Here is a 14,934-nt window from a genome sequence, read left to right as displayed (position 1 = left end):
TTGGGGGATGTCGCTACGGAGCGACCCGTCCCGCCCGGATCAGGGCGACCTGCACCATGTCGACCAGTTCGGTGGCGCGGAAGGGCTTGGCGATCACCGAGGCGTCGGGCCCGAGCTCCACGACGGAGGCGTCGAAGTAGGGCAGGCCGGACATGTACATGATCAACGCGTCGGGGCAGTGCTCCCGTACCACCTCCGCCACCTGCACACCGGAGCCGTCGTTGAGCTTCAGGTCGGTGATCGCCAGGTCGATCGCGGCCGGGTGCTCGACGCAGACCCGCTCCGCCCCGGCGAGCCCCGACGCCGTGAGGACCTCGGCGCCGGCGCGGCTGAGCACCCGTTTGACGATCTCGCACAGGTCCGGCTCGTCGTCGACGACGAGGACGCGAAGGTGCTCCAGCATGCCTTCACGATAAGGCGTGGTTGTGCCTGATCTGCCTTACTTCGCCGGGATGCCGGGCCGGATCCGGCGGCGGCTGAACCCGAGGAACACCACCAGCACACATGCCACCACCAGCAGCACCGCCGCGTAGGTCCACCACGCGGGACGTCCGGCGGCCGGCGGCGCCGCGGCGGCCGGCGGCTGCGCCTTGGACGTCAGGAAGTCGGCGGGCGCGGCCGCGGCGCTGGTCGCGACCGGCAGGACGGTCGGCGCCGCCGTCGGCGACGGCGTGCGGGTCGGCTTCGCGGAGGTGCCGGTCTTCGCGCCGGTGGTCACGGTGAACGAGAAGCTGCCGTTGCCGGCCGCGCCGTTGCTCCCGGTGGCCGTGTAGGACACGGTGTAGCTGCCGGGCGCGCCGTCCGGGACGCCGAGCGCGATGCGGGCCGTCTCGTTGCGCACGGTGACGGCGCCGAGGCTGACGGCCGCGCTGTCCGGGCCGGTCAGGATCACCTGGGCGTCCACGATCTTGTCGTTGAACACGAGCTGCAGCACCTGCGGCAGGTGGCCCACTCGGGTCTCCGCGCCCGGCGTGCTGCTCGCGAGCGTGAGACGGGGTGCATATGCGGTGGCAATTGACGGAAACGGCAGGATGCCAAGAATTCCGACAATCATCGCGACGAACACTGTACTGCGCCTGACCACACCAAGGAATCGCCCGGTCATGGGCGGAAACATTAGTGCATTGGCGTCAGCAATGTGCGGGCGACGGTGTTAGCGTGCCGTTTCATGCAGGGCAGTTGGCGTGAACTGGTGCAAATCAAACGACCTCCGGCGCCGACTCCGGCGAGCCGGCGGCTGCGCCGGATCGTGCTGCTCACCGCGGTGGTGACGCTCGCCGCGGACCTCGTCAACCTCAAATACTCCAGCGAGGGCGGATTCGGGCTCGGGGTGCGGACGTTCTGGGCGATGCTGCGCGCGCTCGGATTCCTGTTCCTGATGCGGGAGATCCGCTGGGGCCGGCTCACCGCCCGGCCGTTCGGGCTGATCCTCGCGGTCACCACCGTGTTCGCCTCGGCCCGGCTCGCCCAGCCCCGCGAGGGCGGCTACCTGCCGCCGTGGCAGGTGCTCGCCGCGCTCGCCGTCATCCTGACGCTGTGCACGACCGTGGTCTGGCAGCTGTTCCGCTCGCCGGCGATCGCCGCGCACCTCACCCGCAGGCCGTCGAAGCGGCCGATCCCGGCGTGGGCGCTGACCGCCCGGGTCGCCGCGCTGTCCTACTCGGCGCTGCTGAGCGTGCCGTGCCTGGTCGCCGCCGGGACGCTGTGGGGCGAGCCGCGGCTGCCGCGCTCGACGGCCGTGCCGCTGGTCATCTCGTGGTTCGTGCTCGGCATCGTCGTCGCGTTCGTGGCGTCGCTGATCAGCTTCGCGATGATGTTCGGGCACGCCTGGGCGCGGGTGCTGCTCGCCATGATCAGCGTCTTCGTGCTGCTCGTCCAGCCGGCGCTGTGCTGGCTGCTGCTCGGCGTCGACGGCGTCATCCGCGACGGCGTCCCGCTCGTGCTGGCCGCGCTGGTGTGCCTCTACGGGCTGGCGAGATCGGGCACGGGGGCCGCCACGCCGCCGTAGACGCTGATCTTGTGTTCGATGAGGGTCAGGTCGCTCTGCAGGTCGGCGATCCGCTGCAGCACCTCCCGGCGGTGCTGCTCCAGCAGCTCGCGGCGCTCGTCGAACGTCTCCGGGCCGACCCGGCACAGCTCCGCGTACCGGCGCATCCCGGCGATCGGCATGCCGGTGGCCCGCAGGCGGGTCAGGATCCCCAGCATCCCGACGTCGCGCTCGGAGTAGCGGCGGTGGCCGTTCCAGTCCCGCTCCGGCGGGTCGAGGAGGCCGGCCCGCTCGTAATACCGCAGCGTGTGCGCGGTCAGGCCGGTCTGCTGCGCCACTTCCGCGATGGTGAGATCCATCGTTTCAGCCTATTTGACTTCGAGCGCGCTCGAAGGGGGAGTGTTGGGGCATGCGACAGCGAACCCTTGGCACTCTGACCACGTCGGCGCTCGGCCTCGGCTGCATGGGGATGAGCGAGTTCTACGGCCCGGGTGACGACGCCGAGTCCATCGCCACCATCCACCGCGCCCTCGACCTCGGCGTGACGTTCCTGGACACCGCCGACATGTACGGCCCGTTCACCAACGAGCAGCTGGTCGGCCGCGCCATCGCCGGTCGCCGCGACGAGGTGACCCTCGCGACCAAGTTCGGCATCCAGCGCGACGGCGACGGCCGCAGCATCAACGGCCACCCCGACTACGTGCGGGCCGCCCTCGACGCGTCGCTCACCCGCCTCGGCGTCGACCACATCGACCTGTACTACCAGCATCGCGTCGACGACCGGGTGCCGATCGAGGACACCTGGGGCGCGCTCAGCGAGGCCGTCGCCGCCGGCAAGGTCCGCCACCTCGGCATCTCCGAGGCGTCGGTCGCCACCGTACGGCGGGCGCACGCCGTGCACCCCGTGACCGCCGGGCAGTACGAGTACTCCCTGTGGAGCCGCGAGCCGGAGGACGGCATCCTTGGCGCGTTCCGCGAGCTGGGCATCGGGCTGGTCGCCTACAGCCCGCTCGGCCGCGGCTTCCTGACCGGCGAGATCACCGACCCGTCGCAGTTCGACCCGTCGGACTTCCGCCGGGTCAACCCCCGCTTCCAGGGTGAGAACTTCCAGCGCAACCTCGACCTGGTCGCCGAGGTCCGCGCCCTGGCCGCCGCGAAGGGCGTCACCCCCGCGCAGCTCGCGCTCGCCTGGGTCCTCGCGCAGGGCGACGACGTCGTGCCGATCCCCGGCACCAAGCGGCGCCCGTACCTCGAACAGAACGTGGCCGCGCCCGACGTCCCGCTGACCGCGGACGATCTCACCGCGATCGAGAAGCTCTCCATCGCGCAGGACGTGGCCGGCACGAGGTATCCAGCGGCGACGATGGGGTCGCTGAACCGCTGACGATTTCTTCCTGGGTGGCGTTTTGCGGGGAGGTGCTGGCGCCGCCCGGGAGTTCGTCGTATGGTCTTCTGCGTGTCCGCGAACCTGAACCGATGCTGGTGGCCCGCCTGACGAGGCGGCCCACTCCCGCGTGACACCCACATCCGCGGCCGCCGATCCGGCGGTCGCTTTTTCGTTCCCTTCTCGAAGGGGCCGGCCGCCCGGACCGCCGGCCAGACCTGAGAGGGACGACCCGCATGCTGCCCGACCTGAACCGCCCGTTCGCCCTGCTGCGCCGCGAAGGCCGCGACGTCGTCGAGGTGCTCGCCGGCACCGTCGAGACCGTCGAGTCGCTCGCCGACATCCCGTCCGAGTCCCTCTCGCTCGTGCCCTTCCGGCAGGTCCGTGAGCGGGGCTTCGAGTGCGTCGACGACGGCACGCCCCTGTCCGTGCTGCGCATCTCCGCCCGCTCGTCGTGCCCGGTGTCCGACTTCCTCGCTGTTCTGCCGGCCGGGCCGGTGTCGCTGCGCGACGGCGCGTTCGACGTGTCCGACGACGAGTACGCCTCCATCGTCTCCGAGGTGCTCCGCGACGAGATCGGCCGCGGCGAGGGCTCCAACTTCGTCATCCACCGCGTCTTCACCGCCGACGTCGACGGTGACCCGGTCGCCGCCGCCCTCGCCGTGTACCGGCGGCTGCTGGAACGCGAGCGCGGCGCGTACTGGACGTTCCTCGTGCACACCGGCGAGCGCACGCTCGTCGGCGCCACCCCGGAGCGGCACGTCAGCGTCGAGGACGGCCTGGTCATGATGAACCCGATCAGCGGCACGTTCCGGCACCCGGGCGGCGTGCCCGACAAGGAGGCGGTGCTGCGGTTCCTCGCCGACCGCAAGGAGATCGACGAGCTGTCCATGGTCCTGGACGAGGAGCTCAAGATGATGGCGACCGTCGCGACCGAGGGCGGGCAGGTCATCGGCCCGTACCTGAAGGAGATGGCGCACCTCGTCCACACGGAGTACCTCCTCGCCGGCCGCAGCGCCCTGGACGTGCGGGACGTGCTGCGGGAGACGATGTTCGCGCCGACCGTCGTCGGCAGCCCGATCGAGAACGCGTGCCGGGTCGTCGCCCGCCACGAGCGCCGCGGCCGCGGCTACTACGGCGCCGTGCTCGCCCTCATCGGCACCGACGAGGCCGGCCGGCAGACCCTGGACGCGCCGATCCTCATCCGCACCGCCGAGATCTCCTCGGCCGGGCGCCTGCGGGTGCCGGTCGGCGCCACCCTCGTGCGGCACTCGACCCCCGAAGGGGAGGTGCGCGAGACCCACACGAAGGCCGCCGGCGTGCTGACGGCGCTCGGCCTGGGCGCCGCCGCGGCCTCCGGTCCCGTCCCGGCCGCGCCGCTGCTCGCCGCGGACCCCGCCGTGCAGGGCGCCCTCGTCGCCCGCAACGCCACCCTCGCGCCGTTCTGGCTGCAGGACCACCACACGCGGTCGCTCGCGACGCCCGCGCTCGCCGGCCGGCGGGTCCTCATCGTCGACGCGGAGGACACCTTCACCGGCATGCTGCACCACCAGTTGCGGATCCTCGGCCTGGACGTCGTCCTGCAGAAGTACACGGCGGTCACCACGCTGGACGGCTTCGACCTCGTCGTGCTCGGCCCCGGCCCGGGCGACCCGCGGCGCGTCGAGGAGCCGAAGATGGCCGCGATGCGGGCCGTCGCCGAGCAGCTGCTCGACTCCGGCACGCCGACGCTGGCCGTGTGCCTCGGCCACCAGCTGCTGTCGGGGCTGCTGGGCCTGCCCCTGCGCCGCAAGGCCAACCCGTACCAGGGCATGCAGCGCGACATCGTGTTCTTCGGCCGCCCCACGACCGTCGGCTTCTACTCCACCTTCACCGCCACGCACCCGGACGACCGTTTCAGCAGTGCCTACGGTGAGGTGGAGCTGTCCCGCGACCCGGCCAACGGCGACGTCCACGCGCTGCGCGGCCCCACCTTCGCCGGCGTCCAGTTCCACCCCGAGTCGGTCCTGAGCTACGACGGCATCGACCTGCTGCGCGGCCTGCTCACCACCCTCCTGCCGGCCCCCGCCGTGTCGTAGCCGCGCCATGTCCCGTGCCGGCGGCCCCGGGCTTGCTCCCGGACGCCGCCGGCACGCGGCCCGCCGTCCTTCTTCCGGCGCTGTCCCGGTGCGTCGCGCCGGGGTGTGTCGCGGGTGGCCGCGGTGGGTACCGGGCGGTCGTGATGCGTGCGGTGCGGGTGGTCCTGCGGTTCTTCCGCGGCCGGGACCTCAACCTGCACGCGGGCGCCGTCACGTTCTACGGCGCCGTCGCCGTCGTGCCCGTCGCGCTGCTCACCATCAAGCTCGCCGGGCTCATCGCCGGCACCGGCCGGGTCCGCGAGCTGGCCGGGCCGGTCATCGCCGCCATGCCCGACCGTCTCGGCGCCGGCCGCGCCACCGCCGTGCTCGTCGACGCCGGGCTCGGCATGTCGTGGCCGCTGACCCTGATCGCGCTCGTCCCCGCCACCTGGTACGGCGAAGGCCTCCGCCGCGCGTTCGTCTCGCTCACCGAGTCCGGCTCGCCCGCGGGCTGGCGCGGGCGGCTGCTCATCCTGCCCGTCCTCGCCGCCGCGCCGGCGCTGCTGCTCGGCCTCCTCCTCGTGCTGCCCGGCGCCGCACGTCGCTTGCAGGAAGGCGGGTGGTCGAGTGTGACGGCGGTCGTCGTGTCGTTCCTCGCCACCTGGCTCGCGCTCAGCCCGGCGTTCGTCATGGTGTACCGCTGGTGCGCCCCACCGAGCCCCGCCTGGGTGCCGACGGTCGTGGTCGGCTCGTTCACCGCGGCGAACGTCTCGGGCTTCGCGCACGGGTTCGTGCTGTTCTGGTCGCTGCCCCTCGACCTCGGCGCACCCTTCGGCGGCCTGGACGCGGTCGGCGCGACCGTCGCCGTGCTGCTGTGGCTGTACCTGTTCCACCTGCTGACACTCATCGGATACGGCGCGACCCTCCAGGCCGCCCGCTGGTGGGCCTTGCGCTCCGCCGCCCCGTGAACGATGCTTCCGAGGAATTCTCACCATTGGGGGCCGGAATGCGGGACCGCCGGGCAAGACTCAGCGTCGCGGTGGCGTACCTGGTCCAGGGCTTCTGCTTCGCCGCCCTGCTGACCCAGGTCGGCGTGCTGCAGGAGAAGTTCGGCTTCTCCGACGGCGAGCTCTCCCTGGTCCTGCTCGCCGTCCCGGTCGTCGCCGGCGTCGGCAGCGTCCTCGCCGGCCTGCTGTCCGCCCGCTTCGGCAGCTCGCCCGTGCTGCGCGCCGGCGGCCCCGGCGTCGCCCTCGCCATCACCGCCGTCGGCCTCGCCGGCCAGGCCTGGCAGCTGTACGTCGCGCTCGCCTTCGTCGGCCTCATGCTCGGGTTCGTCGACGCCACGATGAACATGCAGGGCGTCAGCGTCGAGCGCCGCTACGGCCGCCCCGTCCTCAACTCGTTCCACGCCGTCTGGAGCGTCGGCGCCATCCTCGGCGCGCTCGCCACCGCCGGCACGTCCCGCCTCGGCTGGTCGATCGGCGCGTCCCTCGCCGCCGTCGCGGCCGTCGGCGCGCTGCTGGCCCTCGCCGCGGGCCCCTGGCAGCTGCGCCGCGCGGAGGAGGTCGCGGACGTGCCACCGGGTGCCGACACCGCCGTCCCGTGGCGCCCCGTCATCCTCGTCGGCATCGCGATGATGCTCATGTTCATCGCCGACTCCGCCGTCTCCAACTGGAGCACGGTCTTCCTCGACCACGCGTTCTCGGCCAGCACCAGCGTCGCCGCCCTCGGCCTCGCCGCCTACCAGGCCACCATGCTCGTCGGCCGCACCGCCGGCGACCTGATCGTGCGCCGCTTCGGCCCAGTCGGCGTCGTCGCCGTCGGGGGCGTGGTCGGCGGCCTGGGCCTGGGCCTCGTCGCCGCCTCCCAGTCGGCGGCGATGGGCATCGCCGGCTTCGCCGTCGTCGGCATCGGCCTGTCGCTCGTCGTCCCGCAGTCCTTCTCCGCCGCCGGCCGCCTCGACCCGGCCGGGACCGGCGTCGCCATCGCCCGCGTCAACCTCTTCAACTACGTCGGCTTCGTCGTCGGCGCCGGCCTGATCGGCGCGGTCGCGGAGAGCGCGTCCCTGCGCCTGGCCTTCGTCGTGCCGGCGGTCCTCGCCGCGGGCATCGTCGCCCTGGCCCCGGCCTTCCGCACGAAGGCATCTGTCTCCGCCGCCGAGGTCCCGGCGCCCGTCGCCAACTGACCGGCCTCCTGCTTCCGGGCACCCGCTTCCGGGCACCCGCTTCCGGGCTCCTGCTTCCGGGCTCCTGCTTCCGGGCACCCGCTTCCGGGCTCCTGCTTCCGCGCCCGCTCGGCGTCGTGGTGTTGCATCGGCGCTGCGCTCCTCGCGTGTGCCGTGATCCGGTAAAGGTTGTGCGGTCGTGGGGTGCACACCGCCAGGTCTTGTGGACCCGCGGCGTCAGGGCTGGTGGGCGGTGGCGCTGACCTTCTCCGCGGCGGCCGCGACCGAGCTGCGGGTGGTGGCCGCGAGGCTCGTCTGCTCGTGCAGCGACGCCTCGACCTCGCGCTGGGCGGCGGCGACAGAGCCGAGCCGGTCCGCGACCCCACCGACCGCGTTCGCCGCCGCGAGCGCCCCGGCCGTGACCTGGCCGACGGTCGTCTCGATCCGGCCGGTCGCGGCGGCGGTCTGCGCGGCGAGGTCCTTGACCTCGTTGGCGACCACGCCGAAGCCCTTCCCGGCCTCACCGGCGCGGGCGGCCTCGATCGTCGCGTTCAGGGCGAGCAGCTTCGTCTGGTCCGCGACCGCCTGGATGAGGCCGGCGACGGTGGCGATGTCGGCGATCGCGGTCTCCAGCTCGCCGATGACGGTGCGCGCGTGGTTGGAGTCGTTGAGCGCCGCCTCGACGTCGGTGACGGCGTCCCGCACGGCGCCGGTCATCCCCGCCAGCTTCTGCTCGAACGACTCCATCGCCGCGCCGGCCTCGGCGCCGAGCCGCACACCGGCGTCGGCGACGTCGGCGAGGACGGTCTCGAGGCGCCGGCCGAGGCGTTCGCTGTGCTCGACCTGCTCCGCGGCGTTGCTCGCGGCCGCCTCCTCGCGCCGGGTGGCGTCGTCGGCGGCGGCCCGCAGCGCCGTCTGGTTCTCCGCGGCGACGCGCGCCCGCTCGGCGTCGACCTCGGCCTCCGCGTTGGCGGCGAACCTCCAGTACACCAGCTGCGTCAGGCACATCGCGAGGACGAACCCGGCGTGCAGCAGCACGAACAGGATCGGATGGTCGCGCGCCTGCGGGCTGCTGAACAACATGTCCGGCATGGTCGCGGCGACGAGGAGGTGGTGCGCCGCGACCAGCAGGACGGCGACCAGCAGCGTGACCCAGTCCTGATACAGGCTGACCAGCCCGACCACGACGAAGAAGTGGAAGTGCAGGTCGGTGAGGCCGTTGCCGGCGTGCACGAGCGCCGCGGCGGCGAGCACGAGACCCGTCGACACGGCGACCGCCGAGCCGCGCCTGCTGCGGGCGACGCCGCCGGCGATCGCGCAGATCAGCACGCCCGCGTTCGCCGACCAGACGAGCCACCCGCCGTCGTGCGCGTGCGCGCCGACGACGGTGTGCCCGTTGACGAGGCTGAGGACGACGAGCACCGGCAGGTGCAGCGCCAGCACCAGCCGCAGCGCCCGGTGCCGCGACTGGAAGGCCGCGTCGCTGAGGCGGACCTTCGGCATGAGCCATGCGAGCACTCCGGGCATGACCTGTGACGCTCCCTCTGGACGGCGGACCCCTGTGGTCCTCGTGGAGGACCCAACCATCCCATCGGCCTCCCGACGCGGATCTGAAGGTCGTTCGCCAGGAGGATGATCCCCGCCGCCGCGGGCAAGGGTCATCCGGCCTCGGCGAGCATCGCTGCGACCTCGGCGGGAGCCGGCAGCCCCTCGGTGTCGCCGGCCGACGCGACCACCCTGGCCGCGAACCGGGTGCCCAGCAGCGCCGCGCCGCGCGGCCCGGTCCCGGCGAGGCGGGCGGCGAGGTAGGCGCCCGCGAACGCGTCCCCCGCGCCGACGGGGTCGACCACCCGGACCGCCGCGGACGGCAGGTGCGCCGGCGTGTCGCCGCCGTCGTGCCAGCAGCCGTCGGCGCCGGCCTTCAGCACCACCTCCCGCACGCCGGCGGCCTTGGCCCGGGCGAAGACCTCCCCGGGGTCGTCCGTGCCGAAGAGGGGCACCGCCTCGTCCATCCCGAGGAGGAGGTACGCCGTCAGCGGCAGCAACGCGGTCACGACACCGGCCGCGTCCAGCCCGGGCCGCAGGTTCGGGTCGACGGCGACGGGTATGCCCCGCGCGTGCGCCTCGCGGGCCAGCCGCAGCACCGCCCGGCGCGGCCCGTCGCCGAGCGCGGCGGTCAGCCCGGACACCGCGACCAGGTCGGGCCCGGCGGCCAGGGCCCGGTCGGCGTCGGCCTCGTCGAGGGCGGACGCCGCCGAACCGGCCCGGTAGTAGTGGACCCGCCGCGCACCGTCGGGCCGGACGTCCTTCACGAACACGCCCGTCGGCCGGGTGCCGTCGACGGCGACGAGTCCGGCGGCGACGCCGAGCCCTTCCGCGGCCGCCACGACCCGCCGCCCGAACGGGTCGTCGCCGACCCGGCTGCAGAACGCCGCCCGCGCCCCGGCCCTGGCCGCCGCGGCGAGCAGGTTCAGCTCGGCGCCGGCCACGTGCACCGACGCCGTCGCGCACTCCTCCAGGGGAAGGAGGTCGGCGGGCTGGAAGAGCACCATCGCCTCGCCGAGCCCCACGATCAGCCCGCTCACCCGATCCACCTCCCGCGATCGCCCGCACCCCGGACACCGGCGGTCACGGGAGCCACCTCGCGCGGAGGTCGGGGCGCAGGAACGCGGCCGGGGAGGCGATCGACAGGCCGCCGTCGACGGGAAGGCAGGCGCCCGTGACGAACCCGGCGGCCGGTGACGCCAGGAACGCCACCGCGGACGCCACCTCCTCGGGGCGGCCGACGCGGCGCAGCGGGTAGCCCTCGGCGGCGGCGGGGAGGTCGTCGCCGCCGATGAGACCCGGTGCGACCGCGTTGACGCGGATGCCGCGCGGGCCGTACTCGAGGGCGAGCTGGCGCACCAGGCCGTCCAGTCCCGCCTTCGCCGCCGCGTACGAGGGCAGGCCGGGGGCGGCGAGGAAGCTGTTCACGGAGGTGACCGCGACGATGCTGCCGCCGGAAGGCAGGTGCGGCAGCGCCGCCCGGCAGGCGTAGAAGGCGCCCGAGAGCGTCACGTCGATCGCGGCGCGCCACTGGTCGTCGGTCTGGGTCTCGGCGGGGGCGACCGGCATGACCGCGGCGGCGAGGACGAGCACGTCGAGCCGGCCGAACAGGTCCACGGCCCGGCCGACCACCTCCGCCGCGCCGCCGGGGGTGGAGCAGTCGGCCGCCCAGCTCGCCTCGAACGCCGGATCCCCGGTGGTGTCCAGGGCGGCGCCCGCGACCCGGTCGCCGGCGAAGGCGCGCCCGATCGCGAGCCCGATCGGCGACGTCGCCCCGATGACCAGCACGCCCCTCATCGGGCGCTCCCTGAACGGTGGCGGCCGTCCGGGACGACGCTCACCGGGCCGGTCCTGACAGGCCGAGGTCGTCCAGGATCACGTCCAGCGCGGCCAGGGTCGCCGGGTCGGCGTCCACGGCGGGCGCGCGGACCGTCGTGGAGTCGATGACGCCCCGCCGGTGCAGCACGTGCTTGTGGATCGACCACGCGATCCCCGGCTGCAGCCCGAAGCGGATCAGCGGCAGCAGCCGGTTGAACCCTTCCCGCGCCTCCCGGAGCGACCCCGCCTGGTACGCGCGGAGGACCGGGACGAGCAGGTCCGGGAACTCGCTCGCGGGCATGGTGCCGACGGCGCCGCGGGCGTACTCCTCCAGGACGAACAGCGCGTTCTGGCCGCCGAGGACGAGGAAGTCGGCGGCGGTCGCGTCGATGACGGCGCCGACCTTCGGGGCGGTCGGCTGGGTCTCGACCTTCACCGAGTCGACGCCGTCGAGCTTCGACAGCTCGACGATGAGCGGCACGGGCAGGTTGACGCCGGTGGAGGCGGGCGCGTCCTGCACCATCACCGAGAGCCCTCCTGCCCCGGCCACCGCACCGTAGAAGTCGACGATCTGGGCCGGGGACGGCTTCACCATGAACGGCGGGATCAGCATCGCCACGCTGGCACCGGCGTCCGCCGCGGCCCGGCACTGGTCGATCGCGTCGCCGGTGCCGGTCGCCGACACGCCGGCGACGATCGGCAGGGTCGGGCCCAGCGCGTCCCGTACGACGGCGAGAACGGCGGCCCGCTCGGCCGTGGTCAGCGTGAAGCCCTCGCTGGCGAAGCCGAACACGGCCACGCCGTCCACACCCGCGGCGGCGGAGAACTCGACGAGCCGGCGCAGGCTGGACGTGTCCAGGGAGCCGTCGGGGTGGAACGGGGTGGCGAGCACGGGAATCAGCCCGCGCACGTCGGTGGAGCGAGCTGAATCTGTGCTTGCTGATGAGCGGCCCGAGCCGCTCCGCTGGCCACTCACGGCGCCGCCTGCGGCGTCGTCGCGAGCTGAATCTGTGCTTGCTGGCCACTCATTGGTCCTCCAGAAGGGCGGTGATGTCGACGTCGACGCCGAGGCCCGGCGCGGTCGGCAGGTGGAACGATCCGGGTCCGCCGGTCAGCGGCCGGGTGAGGATGCGGTTGGCGACGGGGAACGGGCCGGGCTGGAACTCGAAGACCGGCATCGCCTCGATCGCGGCGGCGACGTGGATGCCGGCGGCGAGGACGACGCCGAGCCCGACGGAGTGGTGCGGCGCCACCGGCACGTGGTGCACGGACGCGATCTCCGCGATGGCCATGGCCTCGGTGATGCCGGTGCGGCCGACGTCGGGCTGCGCGAGGTCCAGGGCCCGCTCCTGCAGCCACAGCTTGAACTCGAACCGGTTGCGCAGCGTCTCGCCGACGGCGACGGGGGTGACGAGCGCGGCGGCGAGCTCCTGGTGGCCGTCGACGTCCTCGGGTGCGAGGGGCGCCTCCAGGAACCAGGCGCCGCGGGCGTCGAGGGCCTTGCCGAGGCGCAGCGCGTCGGCAAGGTCGTAGGCCCAGTGCGCGTCGACGGCGACCCGCATCCCGGTCGCGGCGACCGCGTCGAAGGTGACCAGGTCCTCCTCCACCCCACGGCCGAGGTGGAGCTTCACCGAGCTTGCGCCCTGTGCAAGCCAGTTGCGGGCGAGCTCGGCGCGCTCGGCGTCGGTCGCGACGGGGAGACCTGAGACGTAGGTCGGCACGGTGTCGCGGTACGCCCCGCCGAGCAGCGCGTGCACGGGCAGCCCCGCCGCCTTGCCGGCCAGGTCCCACAGGGCGATGTCCACCGCCGCCAGGGCGTCCGCCTGGTGGCCGACGAGGTGGCCGCGCTCCCGCATGAGGCCGGTGAGCCTGGTCCACATCGGCCGGACCCGCCGCGGGTCCTGCTTCAGCAGCGCGGGCGCCAGCAGCCGGTCGACGATGGCCTGCACGATCTCGGGCCCGACGGGTGCGAGCGCCTCGCCCCAGCCCACCGTGCCGTCGTCGCAGGTGATCCTGACGAGGAGCGTCTCGTAACGATCCGAGTACAGGCTGCGCCAGGGCGGCCGGAGGTAATAGGCGGATTCTTCGGGATTCGAGCGCGTGGCGGCGCCCAGGTAGACGTCCTCCCCGCGCAGCTTGAGCGGGAAGGTCGTCACGTCAACGATCCTCACGGGGCACCCCCGCTGTGCGGTTGACCACTTGCAGCATGCGGGATATCTTGCCGTATCACGCAAGCAACTTCCAGAGAGGGTCCTGATGGCTTCGGATGTCGGAAGCAACCAGAGCGTCGAGCGGGCGCTGACGGTGCTGCGGGTCTTCACGGCCGGCCGCTCCGAGCTGCGCGTCTCCGACGTCGCCAAACTCGCAGACCTTGGACTCTCCACCGCGTCCCGCCTGCTCGCAACCCTGGAGGCGGCCGGCTTCGTCGACCGCGACCCGGTCAGCGGGCTCTACCGGCTCGGACTGGACACGGTCAGCCTCGGTGGCGCCGTGCTCAACAGCCACCCCGTGCACCGCGAGGCGCGGCAGATCGCCCAGAACCTGGCGGCCGACCTGGGCCTCGGCGTCAACGTCGCGGTCCGCCGCGACGCCAGCCTCTTCTACCTGCTCAACTTCGAGGGCCGGCAGGCGCCGCGGTCCTTCGTGCTCGCCGGCCAGCGCAACCCGCTGCACGCCACCGGCCTGGGCAAGTCGCTGCTGACCGGCCTCACGCCGGTCGAGCGGCGCGGGCTGCTGCCGCCGAGCGCCCTGGTCGGCTACACGCCCCGCACGATCACCACCCACGAGAAGCTCGACGCCGAGCTCGAGCTGACCGCCGCCCGCGGCTACGGCTCCGAGCTGGAGGAGCTGGCGCTCGGCCGCGCCTGCGTCGCCGCCCCGATCCGCGACGGCGCCGGCACCGTCGTCGCCGCGCTGTCGGTGTCGGGTCCGCTCTCCGCAATCGACTTGCAGAGCCGCGAGGTCGCGCTGTCCCGGATGGTCATCGAGGCGGCCGACTCGATCAGCATCGGCCTCGGCTACGTCGGGCCGGCGCACCACCCGAGCGCGGTGTCGCTGTGAAGGACCGGACGTTCGGGTTCCTGCTGACCCTGCCGGCGCTGGCGCTGCTCGGCGCGGTCGTGCTGTATCCGCTGATCGGGTCCCTGTCCACCAGCCTGTTCAACCAGAGCCTGGTGCTGCCGGGCCGCTCCTTCGCCGGCTTCGACAACTTCGCCGAGGTGCTGGAGCGCAACTTCTGGCCGGTCCTGGAGCACACGGTCGTCTTCACCGTCGGCTCGACCGTCGTGCCCGTCGTCATCGGCTTCGCCCTCGCCCTGGCGCTCAACACGAGACTGCGCGGCCGGGCGGTGCTGCGCGGCCTGTTCCTGATGCCCTGGGTGATCCCCGGCGTCGTCGTGTCGTTCGTCTGGATGTGGATCTTCAACGCCAACTACGGCCTGCTCAACGGGCTCCTCACGAGCATGCACCTGATCGACGAGCCGATCGTCTGGCTCGGTAGCCCCGGCACCGCGATGGCCGCCGTCATCGTGGCCAAGAGCTGGGCGAGCTTCCCGTGGATCATGGTGATGCTGCTCGCCGGGCTGCAGACCGTCCCGGCGGCGCTGCACGAGGCCGCGGCACTCGACGGCGCCGGGGCGGTCAACCGGTTCTGGCACGTGACGCTGCCGCACCTGCGCGGGATCCTCGGCATCGTCGTGCTGCTCGAGGTGATCTGGAACGTGCAGCACTTCGACATGATCTATGTGCTCACCAACGGCGGGCCGGCCGGCTCCACCACCACGTTCGCCGTCGCCGTGTACGACACCGCGTTCAAGGCCTTCGACCTCGGCAAGGCCAGCGCCCTCGGCGCGCTGTGGCTGGTGCTGATCCTGGCCCTCGTCGTGGTCTACGTGCGGGTCTCCGAGCGGGGTGAGCCGGCATGAGCGGGCCGGAGCGTAGCGGAGGGCTGCGAATCAGGATTGCAGGTTGGAGCTCAGGG

15 protein-coding genes are annotated in these 14,934 nt (G+C 73.3%); 7 read left to right on the top strand and 8 right to left on the bottom strand.

Annotated features, from left to right (window positions below; genetic code table 11):
* Positions 1 to 13 precede the first annotated feature (13 nt).
* Together ACQEVZ_RS15875 and ACQEVZ_RS15870 are read right to left on the bottom strand one after the other, a co-directional pair.
* A complete protein-coding gene (locus ACQEVZ_RS15875; protein ID WP_433366988.1) occupies positions 14 to 403 on the bottom strand; it encodes a response regulator in 390 nt (129 codons plus the stop codon).
* A 36-nt stretch (positions 404 to 439) separates the two neighbouring features.
* Positions 440 to 1,054, bottom strand: a complete 615-nt coding sequence (locus ACQEVZ_RS15870; RefSeq protein WP_433366985.1) for a copper resistance CopC family protein — start codon at positions 1,052 to 1,054, stop codon at positions 440 to 442.
* Between the two features lie 138 nt (positions 1,055 to 1,192).
* On the opposite strand from ACQEVZ_RS15870, the gene ACQEVZ_RS15865 reads away from it, so the two are divergent.
* On the top strand, positions 1,193 to 2,008 hold the full coding sequence (locus tag ACQEVZ_RS15865; RefSeq protein WP_344502825.1) for a hypothetical protein: 816 nt from the start codon (positions 1,193 to 1,195) through the stop codon (positions 2,006 to 2,008).
* Here ACQEVZ_RS15865 and ACQEVZ_RS15860 read toward each other — a convergent pair.
* Positions 1,963 to 2,346, bottom strand: coding sequence for a MerR family transcriptional regulator (locus ACQEVZ_RS15860; RefSeq protein WP_344502824.1), 384 nt, complete (start codon positions 2,344 to 2,346; stop codon positions 1,963 to 1,965). The genes ACQEVZ_RS15865 and ACQEVZ_RS15860 overlap by 46 nt on opposite strands.
* 50 nt (positions 2,347 to 2,396) lie before the next feature.
* Between ACQEVZ_RS15860 and ACQEVZ_RS15855 the strand changes: the two genes are divergently transcribed.
* The 4 genes from ACQEVZ_RS15855 to ACQEVZ_RS15840 all read left to right on the top strand — a co-directional run bounded on the left by ACQEVZ_RS15855 (position 2,397) and on the right by ACQEVZ_RS15840 (position 7,613).
* Positions 2,397 to 3,371, top strand: coding sequence for an aldo/keto reductase (locus tag ACQEVZ_RS15855; RefSeq protein WP_433366980.1), 975 nt, complete (start codon positions 2,397 to 2,399; stop codon positions 3,369 to 3,371).
* Between the two features lie 236 nt (positions 3,372 to 3,607).
* A complete protein-coding gene (locus ACQEVZ_RS15850) occupies positions 3,608 to 5,449 on the top strand; it encodes an anthranilate synthase family protein (protein WP_433366977.1) in 1,842 nt (613 codons plus the stop codon).
* A gap of 143 nt (positions 5,450 to 5,592) precedes the next feature.
* Complete coding sequence (locus ACQEVZ_RS15845) at positions 5,593 to 6,396, top strand: YhjD/YihY/BrkB family envelope integrity protein (RefSeq protein ID WP_433376786.1); 804 nt, start codon at positions 5,593 to 5,595, stop codon at positions 6,394 to 6,396.
* Between the two features lie 71 nt (positions 6,397 to 6,467).
* A complete protein-coding gene (locus ACQEVZ_RS15840; protein ID WP_433366974.1) occupies positions 6,468 to 7,613 on the top strand; it encodes an MFS transporter in 1,146 nt (381 codons plus the stop codon).
* 216 nt (positions 7,614 to 7,829) lie between these two features.
* Here the strand turns inward: ACQEVZ_RS15840 and ACQEVZ_RS15835 are convergent, their stop codons facing one another.
* The 5 genes from ACQEVZ_RS15835 to ACQEVZ_RS15815 all read right to left on the bottom strand — a co-directional run bounded on the left by ACQEVZ_RS15835 (position 7,830) and on the right by ACQEVZ_RS15815 (position 13,111).
* Positions 7,830 to 9,119 (bottom strand): methyl-accepting chemotaxis protein, encoded by a 1,290-nt coding sequence (locus ACQEVZ_RS15835; protein ID WP_354903076.1) that lies wholly within the window; start codon positions 9,117 to 9,119, stop codon positions 7,830 to 7,832.
* 131 nt (positions 9,120 to 9,250) lie between these two features.
* Positions 9,251 to 10,177, bottom strand: a complete 927-nt coding sequence (locus ACQEVZ_RS15830) for a sugar kinase (protein ID WP_433366971.1) — start codon at positions 10,175 to 10,177, stop codon at positions 9,251 to 9,253.
* Positions 10,178 to 10,220: 43 nt separating this feature from the next.
* The gene (locus tag ACQEVZ_RS15825) at positions 10,221 to 10,934 is read right to left on the bottom strand and encodes an SDR family NAD(P)-dependent oxidoreductase (RefSeq protein ID WP_433366968.1); all 714 of its coding nucleotides are present in this window, start codon (positions 10,932 to 10,934) and stop codon (positions 10,221 to 10,223) included.
* Positions 10,935 to 10,974: 40 nt separating this feature from the next.
* Positions 10,975 to 11,865, bottom strand: a complete 891-nt coding sequence (locus tag ACQEVZ_RS15820; protein ID WP_433366965.1) for a dihydrodipicolinate synthase family protein — start codon at positions 11,863 to 11,865, stop codon at positions 10,975 to 10,977.
* A 115-nt stretch (positions 11,866 to 11,980) separates the two neighbouring features.
* Complete coding sequence (locus ACQEVZ_RS15815; RefSeq protein WP_433366962.1) at positions 11,981 to 13,111, bottom strand: mandelate racemase/muconate lactonizing enzyme family protein; 1,131 nt, start codon at positions 13,109 to 13,111, stop codon at positions 11,981 to 11,983.
* 100 nt (positions 13,112 to 13,211) lie between these two features.
* On the opposite strand from ACQEVZ_RS15815, the gene ACQEVZ_RS15810 reads away from it, so the two are divergent.
* On the top strand, positions 13,212 to 14,015 hold the full coding sequence (locus tag ACQEVZ_RS15810; protein ID WP_344502813.1) for an IclR family transcriptional regulator: 804 nt from the start codon (positions 13,212 to 13,214) through the stop codon (positions 14,013 to 14,015).
* A complete protein-coding gene (locus ACQEVZ_RS15805; RefSeq protein ID WP_344502812.1) occupies positions 14,012 to 14,878 on the top strand; it encodes a carbohydrate ABC transporter permease in 867 nt (288 codons plus the stop codon). Before ACQEVZ_RS15810 ends, ACQEVZ_RS15805 begins: the two co-directional genes overlap by 4 nt.
* Positions 14,879 to 14,934: the final 56 nt, after the last annotated feature.

This window comes from Dactylosporangium sp. CA-152071, from assembly GCF_050936335.1.
GTDB lineage: Bacteria > Actinomycetota > Actinomycetes > Mycobacteriales > Micromonosporaceae > Dactylosporangium > Dactylosporangium maewongense.
This window is presented reverse-complemented; position numbering and strand designations above follow the sequence as displayed.

Coding starts and splice junctions, on each gene's coding strand:
- ACQEVZ_RS15875 (WP_433366988.1), bottom strand. CDS start 403: ATGCTGGAGCACCTTCGCGTCCTCGTCGTCGACGACGAGCCGGACCTG.
- ACQEVZ_RS15870 (WP_433366985.1), bottom strand. CDS start 1,054: ATGATTGTCGGAATTCTTGGCATCCTGCCGTTTCCGTCAATTGCCACC.
- ACQEVZ_RS15860 (WP_344502824.1), bottom strand. CDS start 2,346: ATGGATCTCACCATCGCGGAAGTGGCGCAGCAGACCGGCCTGACCGCG.
- ACQEVZ_RS15855 (WP_433366980.1), top strand. CDS start 2,397: ATGCGACAGCGAACCCTTGGCACTCTGACCACGTCGGCGCTCGGCCTC.
- ACQEVZ_RS15850 (WP_433366977.1), top strand. CDS start 3,608: ATGCTGCCCGACCTGAACCGCCCGTTCGCCCTGCTGCGCCGCGAAGGC.
- ACQEVZ_RS15845 (WP_433376786.1), top strand. CDS start 5,593: ATGCGTGCGGTGCGGGTGGTCCTGCGGTTCTTCCGCGGCCGGGACCTC.
- ACQEVZ_RS15835 (WP_354903076.1), bottom strand. CDS start 9,119: ATGCCCGGAGTGCTCGCATGGCTCATGCCGAAGGTCCGCCTCAGCGAC.
- ACQEVZ_RS15825 (WP_433366968.1), bottom strand. CDS start 10,934: ATGAGGGGCGTGCTGGTCATCGGGGCGACGTCGCCGATCGGGCTCGCG.
- ACQEVZ_RS15810 (WP_344502813.1), top strand. CDS start 13,212: ATGGCTTCGGATGTCGGAAGCAACCAGAGCGTCGAGCGGGCGCTGACG.